The sequence below is a fragment of the candidate division Zixibacteria bacterium HGW-Zixibacteria-1 genome (assembly GCA_002838945.1).
GTDB lineage: Bacteria > Zixibacteria > MSB-5A5 > GN15 > PGXB01 > PGXB01.
Map to the genome: position 1 here is coordinate 43,758 of PGXB01000014.1, position 16,727 is coordinate 60,484.

Here is a 16,727-nt window from a genome sequence, read left to right on the forward strand (position 1 = left end):
TTACTTATTTCTACTGCCGAAAATGGCGGTTCCGATTCTGACCATATTCGAACCCTCCTCGATGGCGATTTCATAATCATCCGACATCCCCATCGAGAGTGTGTCGAATTGATTTCCGGCCGATTTTCGCCCATCCTCGAACAGCCTTCTTGTTTTACGAAAAGCATTGCGAATTAGTTGTCTATCGTCGGTCAGCGGGCCGATGGTCATTATTCCCCGCAGGATGATATTCTCCAGTTTTCCCGCCTTTTCAATTAATTCCGCGGCCATTTCCGGGGCAAGGCCCGATTTGGAACTCTCCCCGGCCGAGTTGATTTCGATAAGGCAGTCGATTTTTCGATTAATTTCACCGGCCTGGCGGTTGATTTCTTCGGCCAGTTTCAGCGAATCAACCGACTGGATAAAATCAAAAACGGCCACAGCCTTCTTGGCCTTGTTGGTCTGTAAATGTCCGATCATATGCCATCGCGCAATCTTCCCGAGACTCTGTATTTTTGGCTCGGCTTCCTGTACGCGCGATTCACCGACATCGGCAATTCCGAATCCGACCGCGGCCGTGATAGCTTCGGCCGGATAGGTTTTGGATACGGCCACCAGAGTAATCTCTTCGGGTTTTCGGCCGCTGCGTCGGGCGGCTTCGGAGATATTTTTATTTATTTTTTCGAGATTTTCCCTGATATGGTCGAACATTCCGCCAACTTACCTCCGGTCTATTATATGCCGTCCGGCGGTATAATATCAATAAAAAATATACCGCTTGTGATTCACGGCCCATAATCGTATCATTTTCCAGGTCAAAAACTTGACATTTTGGGCCGATGCGATTTAATTAGACAGACTGCAAGGAGTAATTTTAAGGAGTATTTAAGATGATTGACAAGACCACGGATCCCCAGGAAGCTATACGAATCGCCATCAAACGCGAACGCGAGGCCCACGAATTCTATAAAAACCATGCCGATCTTTTCGAAAATAAGGCGACCAAAGAGATGTTTCTTTTTCTTGCCAAAGAAGAAAAGAAGCATGAGGAGAGACTGCAGGCCGAATTGGATGAGAATCTGCATTATGAAATGTAGGCAAAACTGATTTTATTTATATAAAGAGGAGAAATAATGGCTGTTCATCCTGATATCCTGGGAGCATTGACGACCGGCATTCAATCCGAAGTTGCCAGCTATGTTTTTTATACCGAAGCGGCCAAAAGAGCAGACGTCGCCGAATTCAAGGCAGCCCTTAAACAGCTGGCTCTGGAGGAAAAAAGGCATTTTCATGTTCTCGAGCGCCAGTATGATTCGCTGATCCGCTCCGAGAAATGGATCAGCACGGCTGATATTCTTAAGGAAGAAGGGCTGCCCGAAATCGGCGAAGAAATGGCCGAAAAGCACCGGCCGTTGATAAATGAAGTCAAAAAGGCGGCTGACAAACGGGCCGTTCTTGAGATAGCACTTCGCCTGGAATATGAGGCGAGGGATCATTTCTCGGCCATGGCCAAAAAGGCCGAGACCAAAGAAGCCAAAGATACTTTTGACTATTTGTCGAAATTCGAGCAGACGCATGTCGAAATTATAAAGAAGATGATGGCCGGGCTTGGTTGACAGAGAATATTTGAAAGGGCCCGTATCAACGGGCCTTTTTTTATTTGCGGCGCATCATTTGAAAGATTTTATTAAACCTTATGAATAAACGATATCTCACCTGGATTGAACTCGATTCCAAAGCCTTAAGAAAAAACATTGCCACCATCAGGCGCCTGTCCGGAAAAAGAAAGATAGCGGTTGCGGTCAAGGCCAATGCCTATGGTCATGGCTTGAAGGAAATTATTTCGCTGCTGGAAGCGGAAGATGTCGAATATATCGCGGTTCATTCGCTCGATGAAGCCGCGGCCTCGCGTGCCTTCGGGTGGAAACGCCACATCCTGGTTGTCGGATATATTGCACTATCCGATCTTGAAGCGGTCGTCGACCTGAATCTGGAGCCGACCGTTTACAATGCCGAGACAATCAATCGCCTGGGACGGCTGGCAAAGCGGGTCGAAAAGACAATCGACATTCATCTCAAAGTGGAAACCGGCACCAACCGTCAGGGCGTGGAGGAAAGCCGGCTGCCCGGAATAATCGAGATTATCAAGAAACATCCGGGACTGAATTTGAAAGGTGTCTCGACGCACTTTGCCAATATCGAAGATACAACCAACCATGAGTATGCCAATAACCAGTTGAAACAATTCAATCGGCTGGTATCGGCCATCAGGGCGCACGGTTTGAAACCGGTGTATCGTCATACCGCCTGCTCGGCGGCGCTGTTGCTCTTCGATGATACGAAATTCGAGCTGGTCCGTCCCGGAATCGCCTTTTACGGTCTCTGGCCATCCAAAGAAACTTATCTCTCCTACCGTCTGCAGGGAGGCTCCAATAATATTTTATCGCCGATCCTGACGTGGAAGACGCGCATTATTCAGATAAAGGAGGTGCCTTCCGATGCGTTTATCGGTTATGGGTGTACTTACCGAACCACCTCGAAAACCCGTCTGGCGATTTTGCCGATCGGGTATTATGAGGGATATGACCGTTCACTGTCCAATCTTGCCTATGTTCTGATAAAAGGCAAAAGGGCGCCGGTTCGCGGAAGAATCTGTATGAATCTGGCCATGGTCGATATTACCGATATCAAAGGTGTCCGGCTTGAGGATGAGGTCGTGTTATTGGGCAGCGATCAGAAAGAGAAAGTAACGGCAGATCAGATTGCCGACTGGGCCAAAACCGTAAATTATGAGATTATCAGCCGAATAAACGGAAACATTCCGCGGCTAATAATTTGATTGCGAAAACAATTTAATTTTTTTAGTATCAAATAATACCATATATTGGCATATTATAGTAGATAAATACAATATATATTAATTTTGAGTTGTGAATCTAATTTTATATTAGTGATATTTTTCACTTGACATAATCGGCAAGTCTGCCTAATTTAACATTTGTGAATTGATTCACATGCTGATTTTGGGGCATGATGTCGAACAAGAGGTTATATTGTGATATCTGAATCGAAGAAGAAAAAAATATCGGAATCAACCATACGCAGGCTGTCCTTGTATTATCGGGTTTTATCGATTCTCGAAAAGGAGAATTATGAAACGGTATCATCTAAAGAACTGGCCAAGCGAAAGAAGCTGACTCCGGCGCAGGTACGAAAAGATTTATCGTTTTTTGGCTCTTTCGGTACCCGTGGTCTGGGCTATCCGGTCTCCGAACTTAAAAAGCAGATTGCGGAAATTCTCGGTCTGAACCGGGGCTGGAACGTGGCTTTGATCGGTGTCGGTAATATTGGATCGGCTCTCGTGGGATACAAGGAATTTCAGAGACAGGGCTTTAATATAAAGTTGATTTTCGATAACGATCAGCGCAAAATCGGTTCGAATCACAAGGGAATCATCGTTTCTGATATAAAGAATCTGGAAAAAGACCTTAAGGATAATAGCATTGAAATAGTCGTCGTGGCGGTTCCGGCGACAGTTGCCCAGTATATTGTCGATGATGTTATCAAGGCAGGTATTAAGGGCATTTTGAATTTTGCCTCGGTCAATCTGAAGGTCCCGGACGATGTTTTTCTGAGAAACGAGAACATGTCCATGGAGCTGGAATATTTATCGTTTGCCCTGAGTAATCTGAGGAACGGCACCGGCGACAACTGATATAAAAATAGTATTCCGTTTCATGGGACGAAGCGGAATTACCTCTCTCAAGGATCACCTTGACGACGCCCATCCGGATGGATGGGCGTTCGTATTTATATTTTGGGGGCGGCCAAGCAATTACTTGACTTTCTTTGCCACAGCCGATAATCTTAAGGGTATAATATAAAAAGTCTTTTTCGGGAGAATAAAATTGCGCACATCATTGGTTAAAGTAGTCATATTCCTGGTAATTATGGCATCAATCGGCAATGCCGAGGACAGTCTCAGTGTTTATTTGAAAAAAGCGGGCGGCGCTTTCGGGGCCAATGATTATCCCCGGGCGCTGGAGCTTTTTCACCGGGCGCTCGATTTTGATTCATTGAATGTCAATGCTCTCAGAAATCTGGGGGTTCTTTACTCGATGAAAAAGGATTATGCCAGATCGCTGGAATATCTGAAAAAGGCCCTGGCGCAGGACTCGACCGACCCGGAGATCTTCAACAGCCTGGGAATCACCTATTCCAGCATCGGCGATACGGTTAAAGCAATAAGCAATTATCGTCGAGCGGTGTCAATGGAAGGAACCAATCTTGATTTTCTTCATAATCTCGGTTCCATCTGCCTGACATCCGGGCGGCACGATGAGGCCCGGAAGGCTCTCGAGAAGATGATCGAACTGGATACGACCGATACGGAGGCGCATTTCCTAATGGGCAACATTTACCTGACCCGGAAAGACTATGTCAAAGCGGAGCAGTTTTTTGATATCGCGGCCGAGCGTTCACCGAAACAGCCCCGTTATCTTTTTTATCAGGCGCAGGCCAAGGACCGGCTCAAGAAACGCGATGAGGCGGAAGTGATATACAAAAAGGCGCTGGAGCTTTACCCCGATTACTTTGAAGCGCATCAGCGGCTGGGTGTTCTCTATGTTATTCAGGAAAAATTTCCCGAGGCGCTGGTACAGTTCAGGGAGGCGGCCAAGATAAGACCCGGCGACATTGATACTCAGGTGTTTCTGGGGGCGGCTTTAATGTACAATAATATGACGGAAGAGGCGGAAAAGGTGTATGACAGCCTGGTGGTGCGCAATCCCGAGGCTGCGCAAAAGATGCTGAATCTGATTCAACCCGAAGGTGAATGATTGCGAAAAATATGCAGGATATTTAAATGCTCCTGTGATTTATCTTCTTTTGTTATTTTAATACTCCTACAAATATTAACGGCCCCCCGGGTTTATCCGGATGCTTCCAACAGGGCCTCATTGCACGGTACAATCAAAGGGCGGGTAGTCGATGCCGATGTCAGGGCGGCCCTGGTCGGAGCCAATATTTATATAATTGATTCCGATTTCGGAACCGTCACGGACACGGCCGGTTTTTTCACTTTCGCGAATCTGCCGGTCGGGAAATACAGCCTTCGGATCACCCATATCGGCTATACTCCGGTAATGAAAACCGATATAAATATCAAACCTGACCGGATTACATATGTTTATCCGGAGTTGAAGGCGGCCGCCGTGCCGGGACGAAAAATCAGGGTAACCTCGGGTTATTTTCCCGCCCTGGACCGTAATCCGGTCGGCGCGATCAATTTTTCAAAGGTCGAAATAGAGCGGTCCCCCGGCTTTGCCTCCGACGTTACCCGTGTCATCAGCACCCTGCCGAGCGTGTCCAGCTTTGATGACCGGTTCAACAATCTTATCGTCCGCGGGGGCAACCCCATAGAAAACGGTTTTCTGGTTGACGGGGTTCCGATTCCCAATGTCAATCATTATGCATCCTATGGGGCGCCCGGGGGGATAATCGGGCTGCTGAATATCGATCTTTTCGAAGAACTCAATTTTTACACCGGCGGCTTTCCGGCGTGGTACGAAAACCGCTTGTCATCCTATATGGATATAAAGTATCGTGAGGGTAATCGCGAAGAGTTCGACGGCAAGGCGGTCCTGGATCTGGGCGGCTGCGGACTGATTGCGGAGGGGCCACTGCATCATGGTCAAGGCGCCTGGCTGGTGGCGGCACGACGCGGTTTTCTTGATCTTCTTATGGATATCCTTGATATAGATATGGCGCCCAAGCACTGGGACATTCAAACAAAGTTAACCTATGATTTATCGCCGAACAATAAGTTGAGCGCCCTGGCTATTGCCGGTTCAAGTGATGTGTCGGTTGCCAGAGATGACGCCGATGTCCTCGGCGGCTCCAATTATGGTGATGCCGCCGACTCGGAGTTCGATATGGGGTTGAGCTGGAGGTATCTCTGGAATCAGAACGGCTATTCGGATCTCATCTTATCGAGGACCCATATGAAGTATGACTTCCTCAGCAGATGGTATGAAAACGATTCACTGCATTTCACTACAGAGTCGCTGGAAGATTATTATCAGCTGAAAAATTCGCAGCACCTGAGGGTCAGCGAATCGATATTACTGGATTTCGGTCTTAGCCTGGGATTAAATCATGCCGACATAGATTATTATTTCGCGGCAATGCGCGATAATTATTTGATGAGTCTTCCCGAGACATACATAAAGACCGTCGAAGAAACATTTAGTGTCGGGTATTTCTTCAGTTCCACTTTCAGAATAAGCGAAAGACTGAACACTACGGTCGGGGTTCGATCGGATTATTTCTCCTACAATATGGATCATCACTGGTCCCCCCGCCTTTCGTTTTCATACAGGCTGTCGGAAAGAACGGCCCTGACCGGGGCATTTGGAACTTATTATCAGAACCTGCCGATGATATTCCTCGGCCAGTACGATAACGCCGATGATATCGGCGATCTGCGCTCGCACCACTATATCATCGGGATCAATCAAATTCTTGCCGATGATACGCGCCTGACGGTCGAGTATTATGAGAAGCAGTACCGCAATTTCCCGATCGATGTCAATCAACCGATGATATTTCTTATTGATGAGGTTCTGGAATATTACGGGTTTTTCCTGAGTCACCGGGAACTGGTCGGTGGCAGCCGGGCGGCCAGCCGCGGGATCGAGGTTGTTCTTCAGAAAAAATTTTCCGGGAAATTGTACGGGCTGCTTGGAGGGACCTATTACGAAGCCAGATATCGCGGTCTTGATGATATCTGGCGCAACCGCGTCAACGATAACAGGGTGAACCTTACGGCGGAGGGCGGTTATCGCCCGGATGATAATTGGGAGTTCAAAATACGCTGGGAATTTGCCGGAGGGCGGCCATATACGCCATACGATTCATCGGCATCGGTGCAGCAGGGCGACGGCATACTGGATCGCAATAATATTAACGGCGAGAGGCTGCCCGATTATCATGGCATGTCGGTTCGCATCGACCACAGATTCAATTTCACGCATTCCAATCTAAGGATGTACCTGAGCATATGGAATCTTTATAACCGGAAAAATGTGGCCACTTATGACTGGAGCAAGGCGGAAGAAAGAACACACTTCAATCATCAACTCAGCTTCCTGCCGGTGGCCGGCTTCGAGTACAAGTTTTAGTTAAAATCCATATTAATTTCCACATAGGAAGGCGGCATAAGGAGCCCGATTTACTCGTTCCTCGAATATTGTTTGCATTTGTAATATTTCTTGAGTACCTTTTGCCGTATTATCAAGGCCGGATGGAGGTTTTCAGATGAAAAAGCTGTCGTTGATTTTTATCATTATTATGATATCGGAGCCGGCTATGATCGCCGGTGCGGCGGAATTCGGAAACATGGCGATATATCTGGATAAATCGATTACGGAAGATTTCTCGCGGATGAGTATCCAGCTTGAAGGCGAGCCGATGGTTCGATATTTCGATAAAAATCGAGAGATGATATTCTGGGATATTTATCCCGGCCACTATGATATTCAACTGGCTTTTCCGGATGATCGCGGGGCTGTTTCCGTTAAGGCGGAGGTCTTGCCCGGACTGACCAGCAAAATTATTATTCGGAATAGCGACGGAAAATATCTTCTGCACAACGATGGTTTCGCTGATCAAGGCGGCCATATTTTGACCTTTGACCGAAATGAGATTAACAGCATGCCGGGTGAGTTGTCGGACGGTCTCGGGATACTGGCCCCGGCGGGCCGCGACAGTGTGCGGTATTCATATGAAGGACTGAATATCGCGGAAGAAACACAGGGGCGGGTTTTTGCGCCCAACTCGAAAACAATGCCGGACCTGGCGCTGGTCAATATCAGCGACCCGTTTGCGGGATACGGCGATGAAAATATCAGCCTGATCAACAATTATCTCGGCCCGGAGAAAATGGGCGGTGAATATACGTACGGAACCAGGGATCAAAGGTACTACCGGGTGGTGGCGCGGCATGAACTTCCGAGGGGAGTCGGCTCGGCCTTTGGCGCCCTCAGTTTTGACAATCTGGGTGACGCCGACCCGAAATGGAATGTTGACTGCCGGCTGCCGCATAACGGCGCCGAAAATGTCGAGCTGCTGGGCGGGATCGGGTTTAATATTCTGACGCGCTTCAAATCTGATGTCAGCATTTATTACAAGTCGATCAAGCGGGACTACTATGAGCATGCCTATTATTTTGATTATGTGCACTCGCCTCGTGAGGAATTGAATGCTTATGGCGGCGATTTGTCGGTGAGCGGCTGGCTGATGAAAGATCTTTTCATGAATGTCAGAGTCGGAATTTCCGGCGACGAAAGCAGAAAAGGCGACGGCAAATTTTTCGACAATTTAACGGCGTATGATCGGACAATCTCGAATCCAAGCTATGATCCCCACTATCTGTTCTATGCCTGGGATGATATGGAAGAAATTACCGACACTCTCGATGAGTCGCATTATTATAGTGTTTACAGCAGATATCAGACTCGTGAAAAGAAAGCTTTTGTGCAGTTGAAAAAGCAATTTTCAGACAATATTGAAGTATGGTCGGATGTTCAATATTCAGTCTCAACCTTCAGAAAATACGTGAGCCTGGATGCAACACAGGGATATAGTGCTTCACTCGTTGACGTCATCGGGTTTGACTCGCTGGGCGATGAGACCACTGAGAATAACTACTTCGCCGATATTCCCCATCCAAAGAAGCTGAATCTTTCAATTGGTGCAAAAATAATCGATCGGAAATATTTTGTAAAAGGCACTGTCGATTATTACAGGTTCGACCCCGGTGCGCTGGTCTTCCGCGATCCTCTTAATCCGCTTGATCCCGACGGTATAGATGATTATGACCTGGAAGCGGTGGATATGAAAGAAACTGAGGTAAACACCGATGTGGGATTCAGATTTTCGGGCGGGTATTCTTTGCGGAATTCTCTTGATTTGTTCGCCAACGCGGTCAGAACCTATGAATATCCTTCCTATGACAGTCTTTATGTCGGTTTTGAATTTCTGGAAAGTCGAATTTCAGCGGGTTCATATTATCCATTCCCCAATGCCAACCTAAGTTCGATAAAGCATACTCAACTTGAATCTGGATTAAGATTCACAACTCATGATAATTCTTTATCTTTGTCTTATCAGTACAGAAGGTCGGATGGATTTTATGGTTTTTATCATTTTTCCGCGATACCGTACTCATATGATATGCTGGAAAATCGGGACGTGAAGGGAACCGAGAATGCGCTGGTACTAAGCTATCAGTATTCGGGAAAACATTTTATCAATACCGCCCTGTATGGCGAAGTTGTGTGGCGCAAATGGGACAGGGATATAGTCTTAAGATATTATCATGATTACAATATTGCATGGAGCAACCCAGCCAGTATTCCTGCTTCATCAATCGAATTCGATACTTATAAACTGGGCGGAACTTTCGGGCTCCACCCTGGAAACCTCAATCTTGATCACGACCGCTTATATGCAAAGATTCTCTCCCGCCTTGGTCTGAATATATCGTTTGATTATAAGAGCGGCCTGCGCTATACCAAAATGGCTCCTTATGACGAGGTTTCGTTCGGCGATGCTCAGGTAACACCGGTATCGCCGTTTTTCTCCGAGAAGGCGCGTCACTTCTTCGAGGTGAATCTGGCCCTGTCGGCGCGGGTTGCCGATTTCAGGGGAGCATCAATGTCGCTCTGTTTCGAGGTGCTCAATCTACTCGACCGGGATAATTTTCTTGATGTGTATGACGCCACCGGCAGGGCTGATTATGACGCCTATGACCAGACGATTGACTATGATTTGCAGGCTACGGATGAAAACATTTATGACAACTCCGGTCTTACCTTCGCCGAGAAATATGCGCTCAGGCTGAATGATCCGAATAACTACAGCCGTCCGCGGTTATTACGGATTCTGGCTCGACTGGAGTTTTAATTGAAGAAATTAAAGGGGCCGGTTGATTACCGGCCTTTTTTTTCGGTATTTTTGCTTCCAGTCACCGGCGGCAGGAAACGGCTGAAACAATATTTTATTTCTTTCGTCTCTCTTATTGATTTATTAATATGACGCGTTACATTTTGAACTAAAGATGGTTTATTTAAGAGAGGAAGGGTCGGTATGAAAGTAATCAAATTGGCTTGTCTGATGATGGTGGGGGCGTTTCTTATGTCGGCGGCTCCGGCCGGGGCATTCACGAATTTTCAGGGTGGAGTCAACCTGCTTCTGGGTTTCCCGCAGGGCGATTTCAAGGATGAGCTTGACAAAACCGGCGTCGGGATCGGCGGCGAATTTCTCTATACCCCAGGCAATTCATTTTTTGGAATCGGCGCCTCGATGGGTTTTATGGTTTACGGCCATGAAACACACCGGGAACCGTTCAGCTCTACTATCCCCAATGTTTTTGTGGATGTGACCACCGATAACAATCTTATCCTGGGGCATCTTTTGTTCCGGGTCCAGCCGAAAACCGGCCCGATTCGCCCGTATGGAGAAGGGCTGATCGGATTAAATTACCTTTTCACCGAAACAACCATCGAAGATATCGGCGATGGTGAGGATATCGCCAGTTCGACCAATTTGGATGACGCCGTTTTCAGCTATGGCGCCGGGGGCGGTGTCATGATAAATTTATATTCCGGCGATCCGACCCACGGCAAATTGTGGCGATTGATGATGGATCTTCGTCTGCGGTATTTGATCGGCGGCGAAGCCGAATATCTGAAAGAAGGGTCGATCGTTGTCGAGGATGGGCAGGCTTACTATGATATCAGCAAGTCCAAGACCGACATGATGACGGCCCAGATCGGGTTAACCTTCGAGTTTTAGAAAACTTTCTATGGATTACAGCAGGGACGGGTTTTCAACCCGTCCTTTTTTTAATATAGACAGAATTATTTTAAAACAGGATAAAACTACTTCATCAGCACCATCTTCCGGGCTTCCTTGAAATCGCCGGTCTTCAATTCATAGAAATATATGCCCGATGGCGCCGGATTGCCGTTACGGTCGGTGCCGTCCCAGATGACTGAATATTCTCCGGCGGCATATTCGCTGTTAACCAATCGTCTAATGTTTTGCCCGAGTATATTGTAAATCGATATATCCACATGGGCGCGGGATGAAAGCGAGTATTTGATTTTTGTCGAAGCATTGAACGGATTGGGATAATTCTGCGAAAGCTTATAAGTGGCCGGCAGATTACCGTGACTGTCATCGGTGACATCGGATGCCTCATGTTCGAATGATGTCAACCCGTCACCAAAAGTGGAGATCCAGACTCTTCCCGAGGTATCGACGGCGATATCGGTGACATTGGCATTGCTCCCGACACCATTGTAGCGGTTGTAGGTTGTCCAGTCGGCGCCGTCGAAGACCGATATCCATACTTCAAACGCTTGGGTCCAGGCATGACCGGCCCAGATATTTCCCAGGCTGTCAACAGCGACAGCCATCACTGCTCCGGGCGCGAGACCATCATCCGCTTCGGTGTAATTGACCCAGTCGGCGGCGCCATCAAAACGGCTCAGCCCGGAGTCGGTGCCTAACCAGAAATATCCGGAAGGATCCTGAACCATCGCATAAACAAGGTCGCCCTTCAGGCCGCTGTTATCCTGAGTGTACGAGGTCCAGATGCCGTCGTGATCGATTTTTGAGACTCCCCCCCGTGTCGCGAACCAGACGTTGCCGTCGGCATCAATTAGCGATGACAGTGTACTGTTGTCGGCCAGGCCGCTGTCCACCGTGTAATGGGCGAGAGTGGTATCGCCGTCATATTTGAGAACGCCGGCGCCGAATGTCCCCAGCCACATGAAACCGGAATCATCGACAACCATGGTTTTGATATCGACATGCTCCAGACCGACCCCCTGAACGTATTGGGTCCAGGTAATTAAACCGTCAAAGCTGCAAAAGCCGTAAAAAGAGGCGAACCATAATGTTCCCGATGAGTCGGAAGTAATATCGTTAATGGTGTTACTAATTAACCCGATTAATTGAGTATATGGCTCGTGGTGAGTGCCGTCGAATTTTTCGACACCGCTGCCGTTGCTTCCGATCCAGATGGAGCCCGAAGTATCGGCATGAAGCGTGTTAATATAATTGTCGATCAGATCGTTATTCTCAGAATCATAAAATTTCCAGCCGGCCGCGGCGGGCCCGACTAATCCGACAATCAGAATGGTTATGGCTAAAATCGTTATTTTTGCAGGCATCATTTATTTTCTCCCGTTTATATAATTGACGTAAATACTTTGATAATATAACAATAAAGTTGGATTTTTAAAACCCGGTTTAGTATTCGAACGGCATCAAAATGTATAAAATCGATTAAAAATGTAATTGATATCAATTCTGCTTGCCTTTTGGGAATTTTTTATTATACTTAACCCGTTGGAAGACAATAAAGTAATGCATGGCGAAAAAATTCTTTAATCGGCCTTATTGTCGAATATGACCATAATTAAATGGCAACATAAGCAGGGTGTATGAATAGTATGAAGAAATTGATGATTTTGTCAATGGTGTTTATCGTGATGATAATAGTGCATCGCCCGGTATTATCCGGTCAAATGGCGCCGGAGCTGGCGGCGAAAATATCCGGGGCGGGCGCCTACGATAAAATTCCGGTTATCATAACGCTCAAACAGCCGGTTTCCAAAACAAACATTAAGAGTGACCTGCAATCCAATTATCATACTTTCAAAGCCCGGCATCTGGCCGGAGTCGAACGGCTTAAAGGTGAAGCATCGTTCACACAGACCGGATTACTGGCCGCCCTGGAACAGCTCGAGCAGTCGGATCTGGCGGAAAATATTAAAGGTCACTGGATAGTCAATGCCGTCACCGTTTCGCTCTCAGTTTCCAAATTGAAAAATATATCTTCCCGATCGGATGTCGATGTCATGTATGAGCTGCCGCAATTAGAGCTTGTCGGACCAACCTATATCTCCCCTTCTCAGCCGAATTTACTGCCGTCGGCGCCGGAGCCGAATATCAGGATGGTCGGAGCCGACTCCGCCTGGGCGCTGGGTTACAACGGAGAGGGCAGGATTGTTTGTTCATTCGATACCGGTGTCGAGGGCGGCCACCCGGCTCTTAAGGATAAATGGAAAGGGCTTGACGGCGACTCGGCCGCCGCCTGGTTCGATCCGATCGGCATGCAGCCATTTCCGCATGTTTTCGCGTATCTTCCTGATGCCACCCATGGAACGCATGCGATGGGTATCATGGTGGGGGCAGGGGTTGATTTATATCTAAGTAAAGACAGTATCGGTGTGGCTCCCGGGGCGAAATGGATCTCCGCGGCGGTCATCAGTTTGATCGGAGCTTCGGTTATCGATGCTTTCGAGTGGGCGGCCGATCCCGATGGCGACCCGAACACGATCAGCGATGTGCCGGATGTAATCAATCACAGTTGGGAGTACCGGAACCTGGGCTGCAGCGATTATTTCAGGGAGATGATCGACAATGTCGAGGCGCTCGGCGTTGTTAATATCTTTGCCGCCGGTAACAGCGGGCCGAATGCGCGGACAATGTCCAATCCGGCCTGCCTGGCCTATGATTCTCTCGACTGCTTTGCGGTCGGCTCGATTTACTATGGTGACAGCCTTATCGCCCGTTATTCTTCACGCGGGCCGTCGAACTGCAATCCGCTTTCGATTGACATGATCAAACCGAATCTGGCTGCTCCCGGCGACAGTATCTGGTCATCGATCGGTTCACAGTTTATGTCTCGCGCCAATGGCACATCGATGGCCGCGCCGCACGTTGCGGGGGCAGTGGCGATTTTGCGCCAGTATGCTCCCGATGCCACGGTCGATGAGATCAAGCAGGCGCTTATCGCCGGGGCGAGCGCCGCGCCCGACCCCGAGCCGCTTCCCAATAACACTTACGGCTGGGGCATGCTTTACATTCCCGCCGCGCTGACGGCGCTGGATACGATCATGCATTCCCCGGCGCCGAATCTCAAAATATATTCATTTGAACATCCTTTGGTTTTGCCGGGCGACACGGTCAGCGGGATGGTCATCATCAAGAATGTCGGCGCCCGTATCGAAAATATTGTCGGCGATGTTTATGATAACAGCGGCGGGCTGGATATCCTCATCAACAGTCTTATCTTCGGGACAGTCGAATCGGGCGACACCGCCCACAGCGATATCGAATTCATGGCGGTGGTGCATGACACGGTAACGAGCGGGCGGCTGTTGTCGGTGAATATCGATTTGAGTGACGGCGCCGGATACCTGATGCCGGGACAATTGTATATTCGCATCGGCAGCGCGCCGGAAAAAACATTTTACACGCATACCAATGATGTGCTCGATTTCACCGTTTCCAATTATGGCATCTATGGCTTTGCCTTCAATAGTTTCGATCCGCTCAGTTTCAGCGGCTTTCGCTATATAAATAAATCCCGCAATGATATGTTCGAAGGGTCGTTTATTATCGGAACCGATGTCGATCATATCTCCGACGGTATCCGCAACTATGCGGAGGAGCCGGACAATGATTTTGCGGTCGCTCCGGAAGGTGATCTGATCATTTCTGTCCCCGGTCCAAAGGCCGACCAGCAAACATATGCGGTCTTCGATGACAGCCGGGCCGAAAATCCAATCGGCCTCGAGATAACGCAAAAAACGTACAGCTGGAACAGTCCGCCCAATGATAATTATGTAATAATGCAATATATTTTTAAGAATATATCTGATAGTGCAATCAATGATATCTATGCCGGTTTGTTCATGGATTGGGACTTGTATAATGATTTTCATGACAGCGCCGGTTATGTCGAAGCCGAAAATCTGGGTTTTATAAATCATGGCCTTGTCAACACTCTGCCGCCGACTCCGGCCAAATATCGCGGGGTCACGGTCATAAATCCGGAAGGTATGGCCGCAAGTAATATTATCAGTAGCCTTGTTACATCTTCGCCTTTTAAAGATTTATCATTTGCGGAATCAACAAAATATGATCTCCTGACTGACGCCGTTTTTGATGCAGCCGCGAATTCCTGGTTTGATCTTGCCCAAGTGGTCTCGACCGGGCCGTTTAACCTGGCTCCCGGCGAGATAGATACCGCCGTTTTTGCCATCGTGGCGGCTGACAGCACGCTCGGTAATCTAACGGCAACGTCAGCGGCGGCGCGGGCAATGTATGATATCGTGACCGATGTCAGACTGGTCGATAATGATATTCTCCCAAACAAGTTTACACTGGGCCAGAATTATCCCAACCCGTTTAACCCCGCAACCCGGATTGCTTTCGATCTGAAGAGCCGTTCGCGGGTGAATCTGTCCGTCTACAATCTGCTGGGCCGCCGGGTGGCGGAGTTGATCGACACCGAGTTGCCGGCCGGGAGCTATGAAAGTTCGTGGGATGGGCGCGATCGGTCCGGTCATGAAGCCGCGGCGGGGGTTTATTTTTACCGGCTGGAAGCGGGTAAAACGAGCCTGACGCGGAAAATGGTCCTTCTGAAATAGAGGCGGCGAAGCCGTGCGGGGGGCTGTTTTTGCGATATTTTGTTGACGGCCAAATGTTTTCGGCGACCCGGCCGGTCCTATTTTTGGGAACAATTAGCTATAATTTGTGTTGACAGAAGCGAAAAATTTTATATACTAGGTCACGAGTTTGCGTCCCCATCGTCTAGACGGCCTAGGACACTGCCCTTTCACGGCGGCAACAGGGGTTCGAATCCCCTTGGGGACGCCATAATTGATGATTCGGCGATTCCAGACCAGATTGCCGAATTTTTTTATGTTCTTTTTCTTTGAAAGCTGCAAGCATGTCAAAGGGTTGGCGATATTCAATATTGAATTCACCATCCTTTATGACACAGTTCGAAGATATATAATCAAGTATTCTTCTCTTTTCATGGGAATCGCTTCTAAGATAAACATTCATAGCGTCTTGCGCGAGTTCTAAGATTTTTACGCCTTTTTCATAATAATCGATGTTTGCACTTGCATGTAACCCGATTTTGTTTCTTATCTGTTCGATTTTGCCAAAATATTTATCATGAAATGACTTCCATTGATCTTCTGTTAATATTCCGTCCAGCTTATCCTCGTATATTTTTGCTACCCGATTTTCCAATTTTGAAAGCTCTGTCTGTAGGATGACAACGGAACTATTATGATAATTCTGTTCATCTTGATGGCTCTCTTTAAGGGCACTTTTCAGCCATTCAACCAATACGGGATTTAGGGATATAGCATCAACAATCTTGAATAACTGATCTTCAATTACTTCTTCTCTAAAATAACCCTGCTGGCATTTACCTTTTGATTGTGAACATTTGTAGTAAACATATCTTTTCTTTTGTAATTCTGCGGTCATTTTACATCCGCAATAACCACAGGTGAGCAGACCCCTATAGGCAAAATCATGTTTATTCTGTCTTGGCTTATCGAATCTCTTTAGCTGATATTGAACCTTGTCGAAAAGCTCCATTGAAATAATCGGCGTATGATTGCCTTTATATATTTTTTTGTCCCACCGAAAATAGCCATAATAAATATGATTCTTGAGAATCTTCTCCATAGTCCCCGGGCTAAAACGAGCCCCGGATTTTATATAGCCCAATCCTTCTTTATAGACCTTATCGGACAGTGATTTCAATGAGTAATTTCCAGTCGCATACCATTCAAATAGTCTTTTTACCAGATCGGCTTTATCATGATCAATTTCAATTCGACGAGTAATTTTGTTATTTGTAT

12 protein-coding genes, 1 tRNA gene and 1 pseudogene are annotated in these 16,727 nt (G+C 47.5%); 11 read left to right on the forward strand and 3 right to left on the reverse strand.

The window, feature by feature from the left end:
- A complete protein-coding gene (locus CVT49_07320; GenBank protein PKK83692.1) occupies positions 1-690 on the reverse strand; it encodes a YggS family pyridoxal phosphate-dependent enzyme in 690 nt (229 codons plus the stop codon).
- A 179-nt stretch (positions 691-869) separates the two neighbouring features.
- On the opposite strand from CVT49_07320, the gene CVT49_07325 reads away from it, so the two are divergent.
- The 8 genes from CVT49_07325 (at position 870) to CVT49_07360 (ending at position 10,836) form a co-directional block, all read left to right on the forward strand.
- Positions 870-1,076 (forward strand): hypothetical protein, encoded by a 207-nt coding sequence (locus CVT49_07325; GenBank protein PKK83693.1) that lies wholly within the window; start codon positions 870-872, stop codon positions 1,074-1,076.
- A 36-nt stretch (positions 1,077-1,112) separates the two neighbouring features.
- Positions 1,113-1,595, forward strand: coding sequence for a hypothetical protein (locus tag CVT49_07330; protein PKK83694.1), 483 nt, complete (start codon positions 1,113-1,115; stop codon positions 1,593-1,595).
- A gap of 80 nt (positions 1,596-1,675) precedes the next feature.
- Complete coding sequence (gene alr, locus CVT49_07335; GenBank protein ID PKK83695.1) at positions 1,676-2,818, forward strand: alanine racemase; 1,143 nt, start codon at positions 1,676-1,678, stop codon at positions 2,816-2,818.
- A 219-nt stretch (positions 2,819-3,037) separates the two neighbouring features.
- A complete protein-coding gene (locus CVT49_07340; protein PKK83719.1) occupies positions 3,038-3,694 on the forward strand; it encodes a redox-sensing transcriptional repressor Rex in 657 nt (218 codons plus the stop codon).
- Between the two features lie 193 nt (positions 3,695-3,887).
- On the forward strand, positions 3,888-4,817 hold the full coding sequence (locus CVT49_07345; GenBank protein PKK83696.1) for a hypothetical protein: 930 nt from the start codon (positions 3,888-3,890) through the stop codon (positions 4,815-4,817).
- Positions 4,818-7,160 (forward strand): hypothetical protein, encoded by a 2,343-nt coding sequence (locus tag CVT49_07350; GenBank protein ID PKK83697.1) that lies wholly within the window; start codon positions 4,818-4,820, stop codon positions 7,158-7,160.
- Between the two features lie 136 nt (positions 7,161-7,296).
- Positions 7,297-9,945 (forward strand): hypothetical protein, encoded by a 2,649-nt coding sequence (locus CVT49_07355; GenBank protein PKK83698.1) that lies wholly within the window; start codon positions 7,297-7,299, stop codon positions 9,943-9,945.
- 183 nt (positions 9,946-10,128) lie between these two features.
- Positions 10,129-10,836, forward strand: a complete 708-nt coding sequence (locus CVT49_07360; GenBank protein ID PKK83699.1) for a hypothetical protein — start codon at positions 10,129-10,131, stop codon at positions 10,834-10,836.
- A gap of 86 nt (positions 10,837-10,922) precedes the next feature.
- On the opposite strand, the gene CVT49_07365 is transcribed toward CVT49_07360, so the two are convergent.
- Entirely contained in the window at positions 10,923-12,224 is a 1,302-nt protein-coding gene (locus CVT49_07365; GenBank protein PKK83700.1) for a hypothetical protein, read from the reverse strand.
- Between the two features lie 270 nt (positions 12,225-12,494).
- Here CVT49_07365 and CVT49_07370 point away from each other — a divergent pair, with 270 nt between their 5' ends.
- The 3 genes from CVT49_07370 (at position 12,495) to CVT49_07380 (ending at position 15,933) form a co-directional block, all read left to right on the forward strand.
- Positions 12,495-15,491, forward strand: coding sequence for a hypothetical protein (locus CVT49_07370; GenBank protein PKK83701.1), 2,997 nt, complete (start codon positions 12,495-12,497; stop codon positions 15,489-15,491).
- A 152-nt stretch (positions 15,492-15,643) separates the two neighbouring features.
- A tRNA-Glu gene (locus CVT49_07375) sits at positions 15,644-15,720 on the forward strand.
- 6 nt (positions 15,721-15,726) lie between these two features.
- A complete protein-coding gene (locus CVT49_07380) occupies positions 15,727-15,933 on the forward strand; it encodes a hypothetical protein (GenBank protein ID PKK83702.1) in 207 nt (68 codons plus the stop codon).
- A 306-nt stretch (positions 15,934-16,239) separates the two neighbouring features.
- Here CVT49_07380 and CVT49_07385 read toward each other — a convergent pair.
- Positions 16,240-16,461: pseudogene (locus tag CVT49_07385) on the reverse strand (recombinase family protein).
- Positions 16,462-16,727: the final 266 nt, after the last annotated feature.

Excerpts from the sequence above, each read along its gene's own strand:
- CVT49_07355 (PKK83698.1), top strand. The coding sequence starts at position 7,297 with ATGAAAAAGCTGTCGTTGATTTTTATCATTATTATGATATCGGAGCCG.
- CVT49_07360 (PKK83699.1), top strand. The coding sequence starts at position 10,129 with ATGAAAGTAATCAAATTGGCTTGTCTGATGATGGTGGGGGCGTTTCTT.
- CVT49_07380 (PKK83702.1), top strand. The coding sequence starts at position 15,727 with ATGATTCGGCGATTCCAGACCAGATTGCCGAATTTTTTTATGTTCTTT.
- CVT49_07325 (PKK83693.1), top strand. The coding sequence starts at position 870 with ATGATTGACAAGACCACGGATCCCCAGGAAGCTATACGAATCGCCATC.
- CVT49_07365 (PKK83700.1), bottom strand. The coding sequence starts at position 12,224 with ATGATGCCTGCAAAAATAACGATTTTAGCCATAACCATTCTGATTGTC.
- alr (PKK83695.1), top strand. The coding sequence starts at position 1,676 with ATGAATAAACGATATCTCACCTGGATTGAACTCGATTCCAAAGCCTTA.
- CVT49_07370 (PKK83701.1), top strand. The coding sequence starts at position 12,495 with ATGAATAGTATGAAGAAATTGATGATTTTGTCAATGGTGTTTATCGTG.
- CVT49_07320 (PKK83692.1), bottom strand. The coding sequence starts at position 690 with ATGTTCGACCATATCAGGGAAAATCTCGAAAAAATAAATAAAAATATC.
- CVT49_07330 (PKK83694.1), top strand. The coding sequence starts at position 1,113 with ATGGCTGTTCATCCTGATATCCTGGGAGCATTGACGACCGGCATTCAA.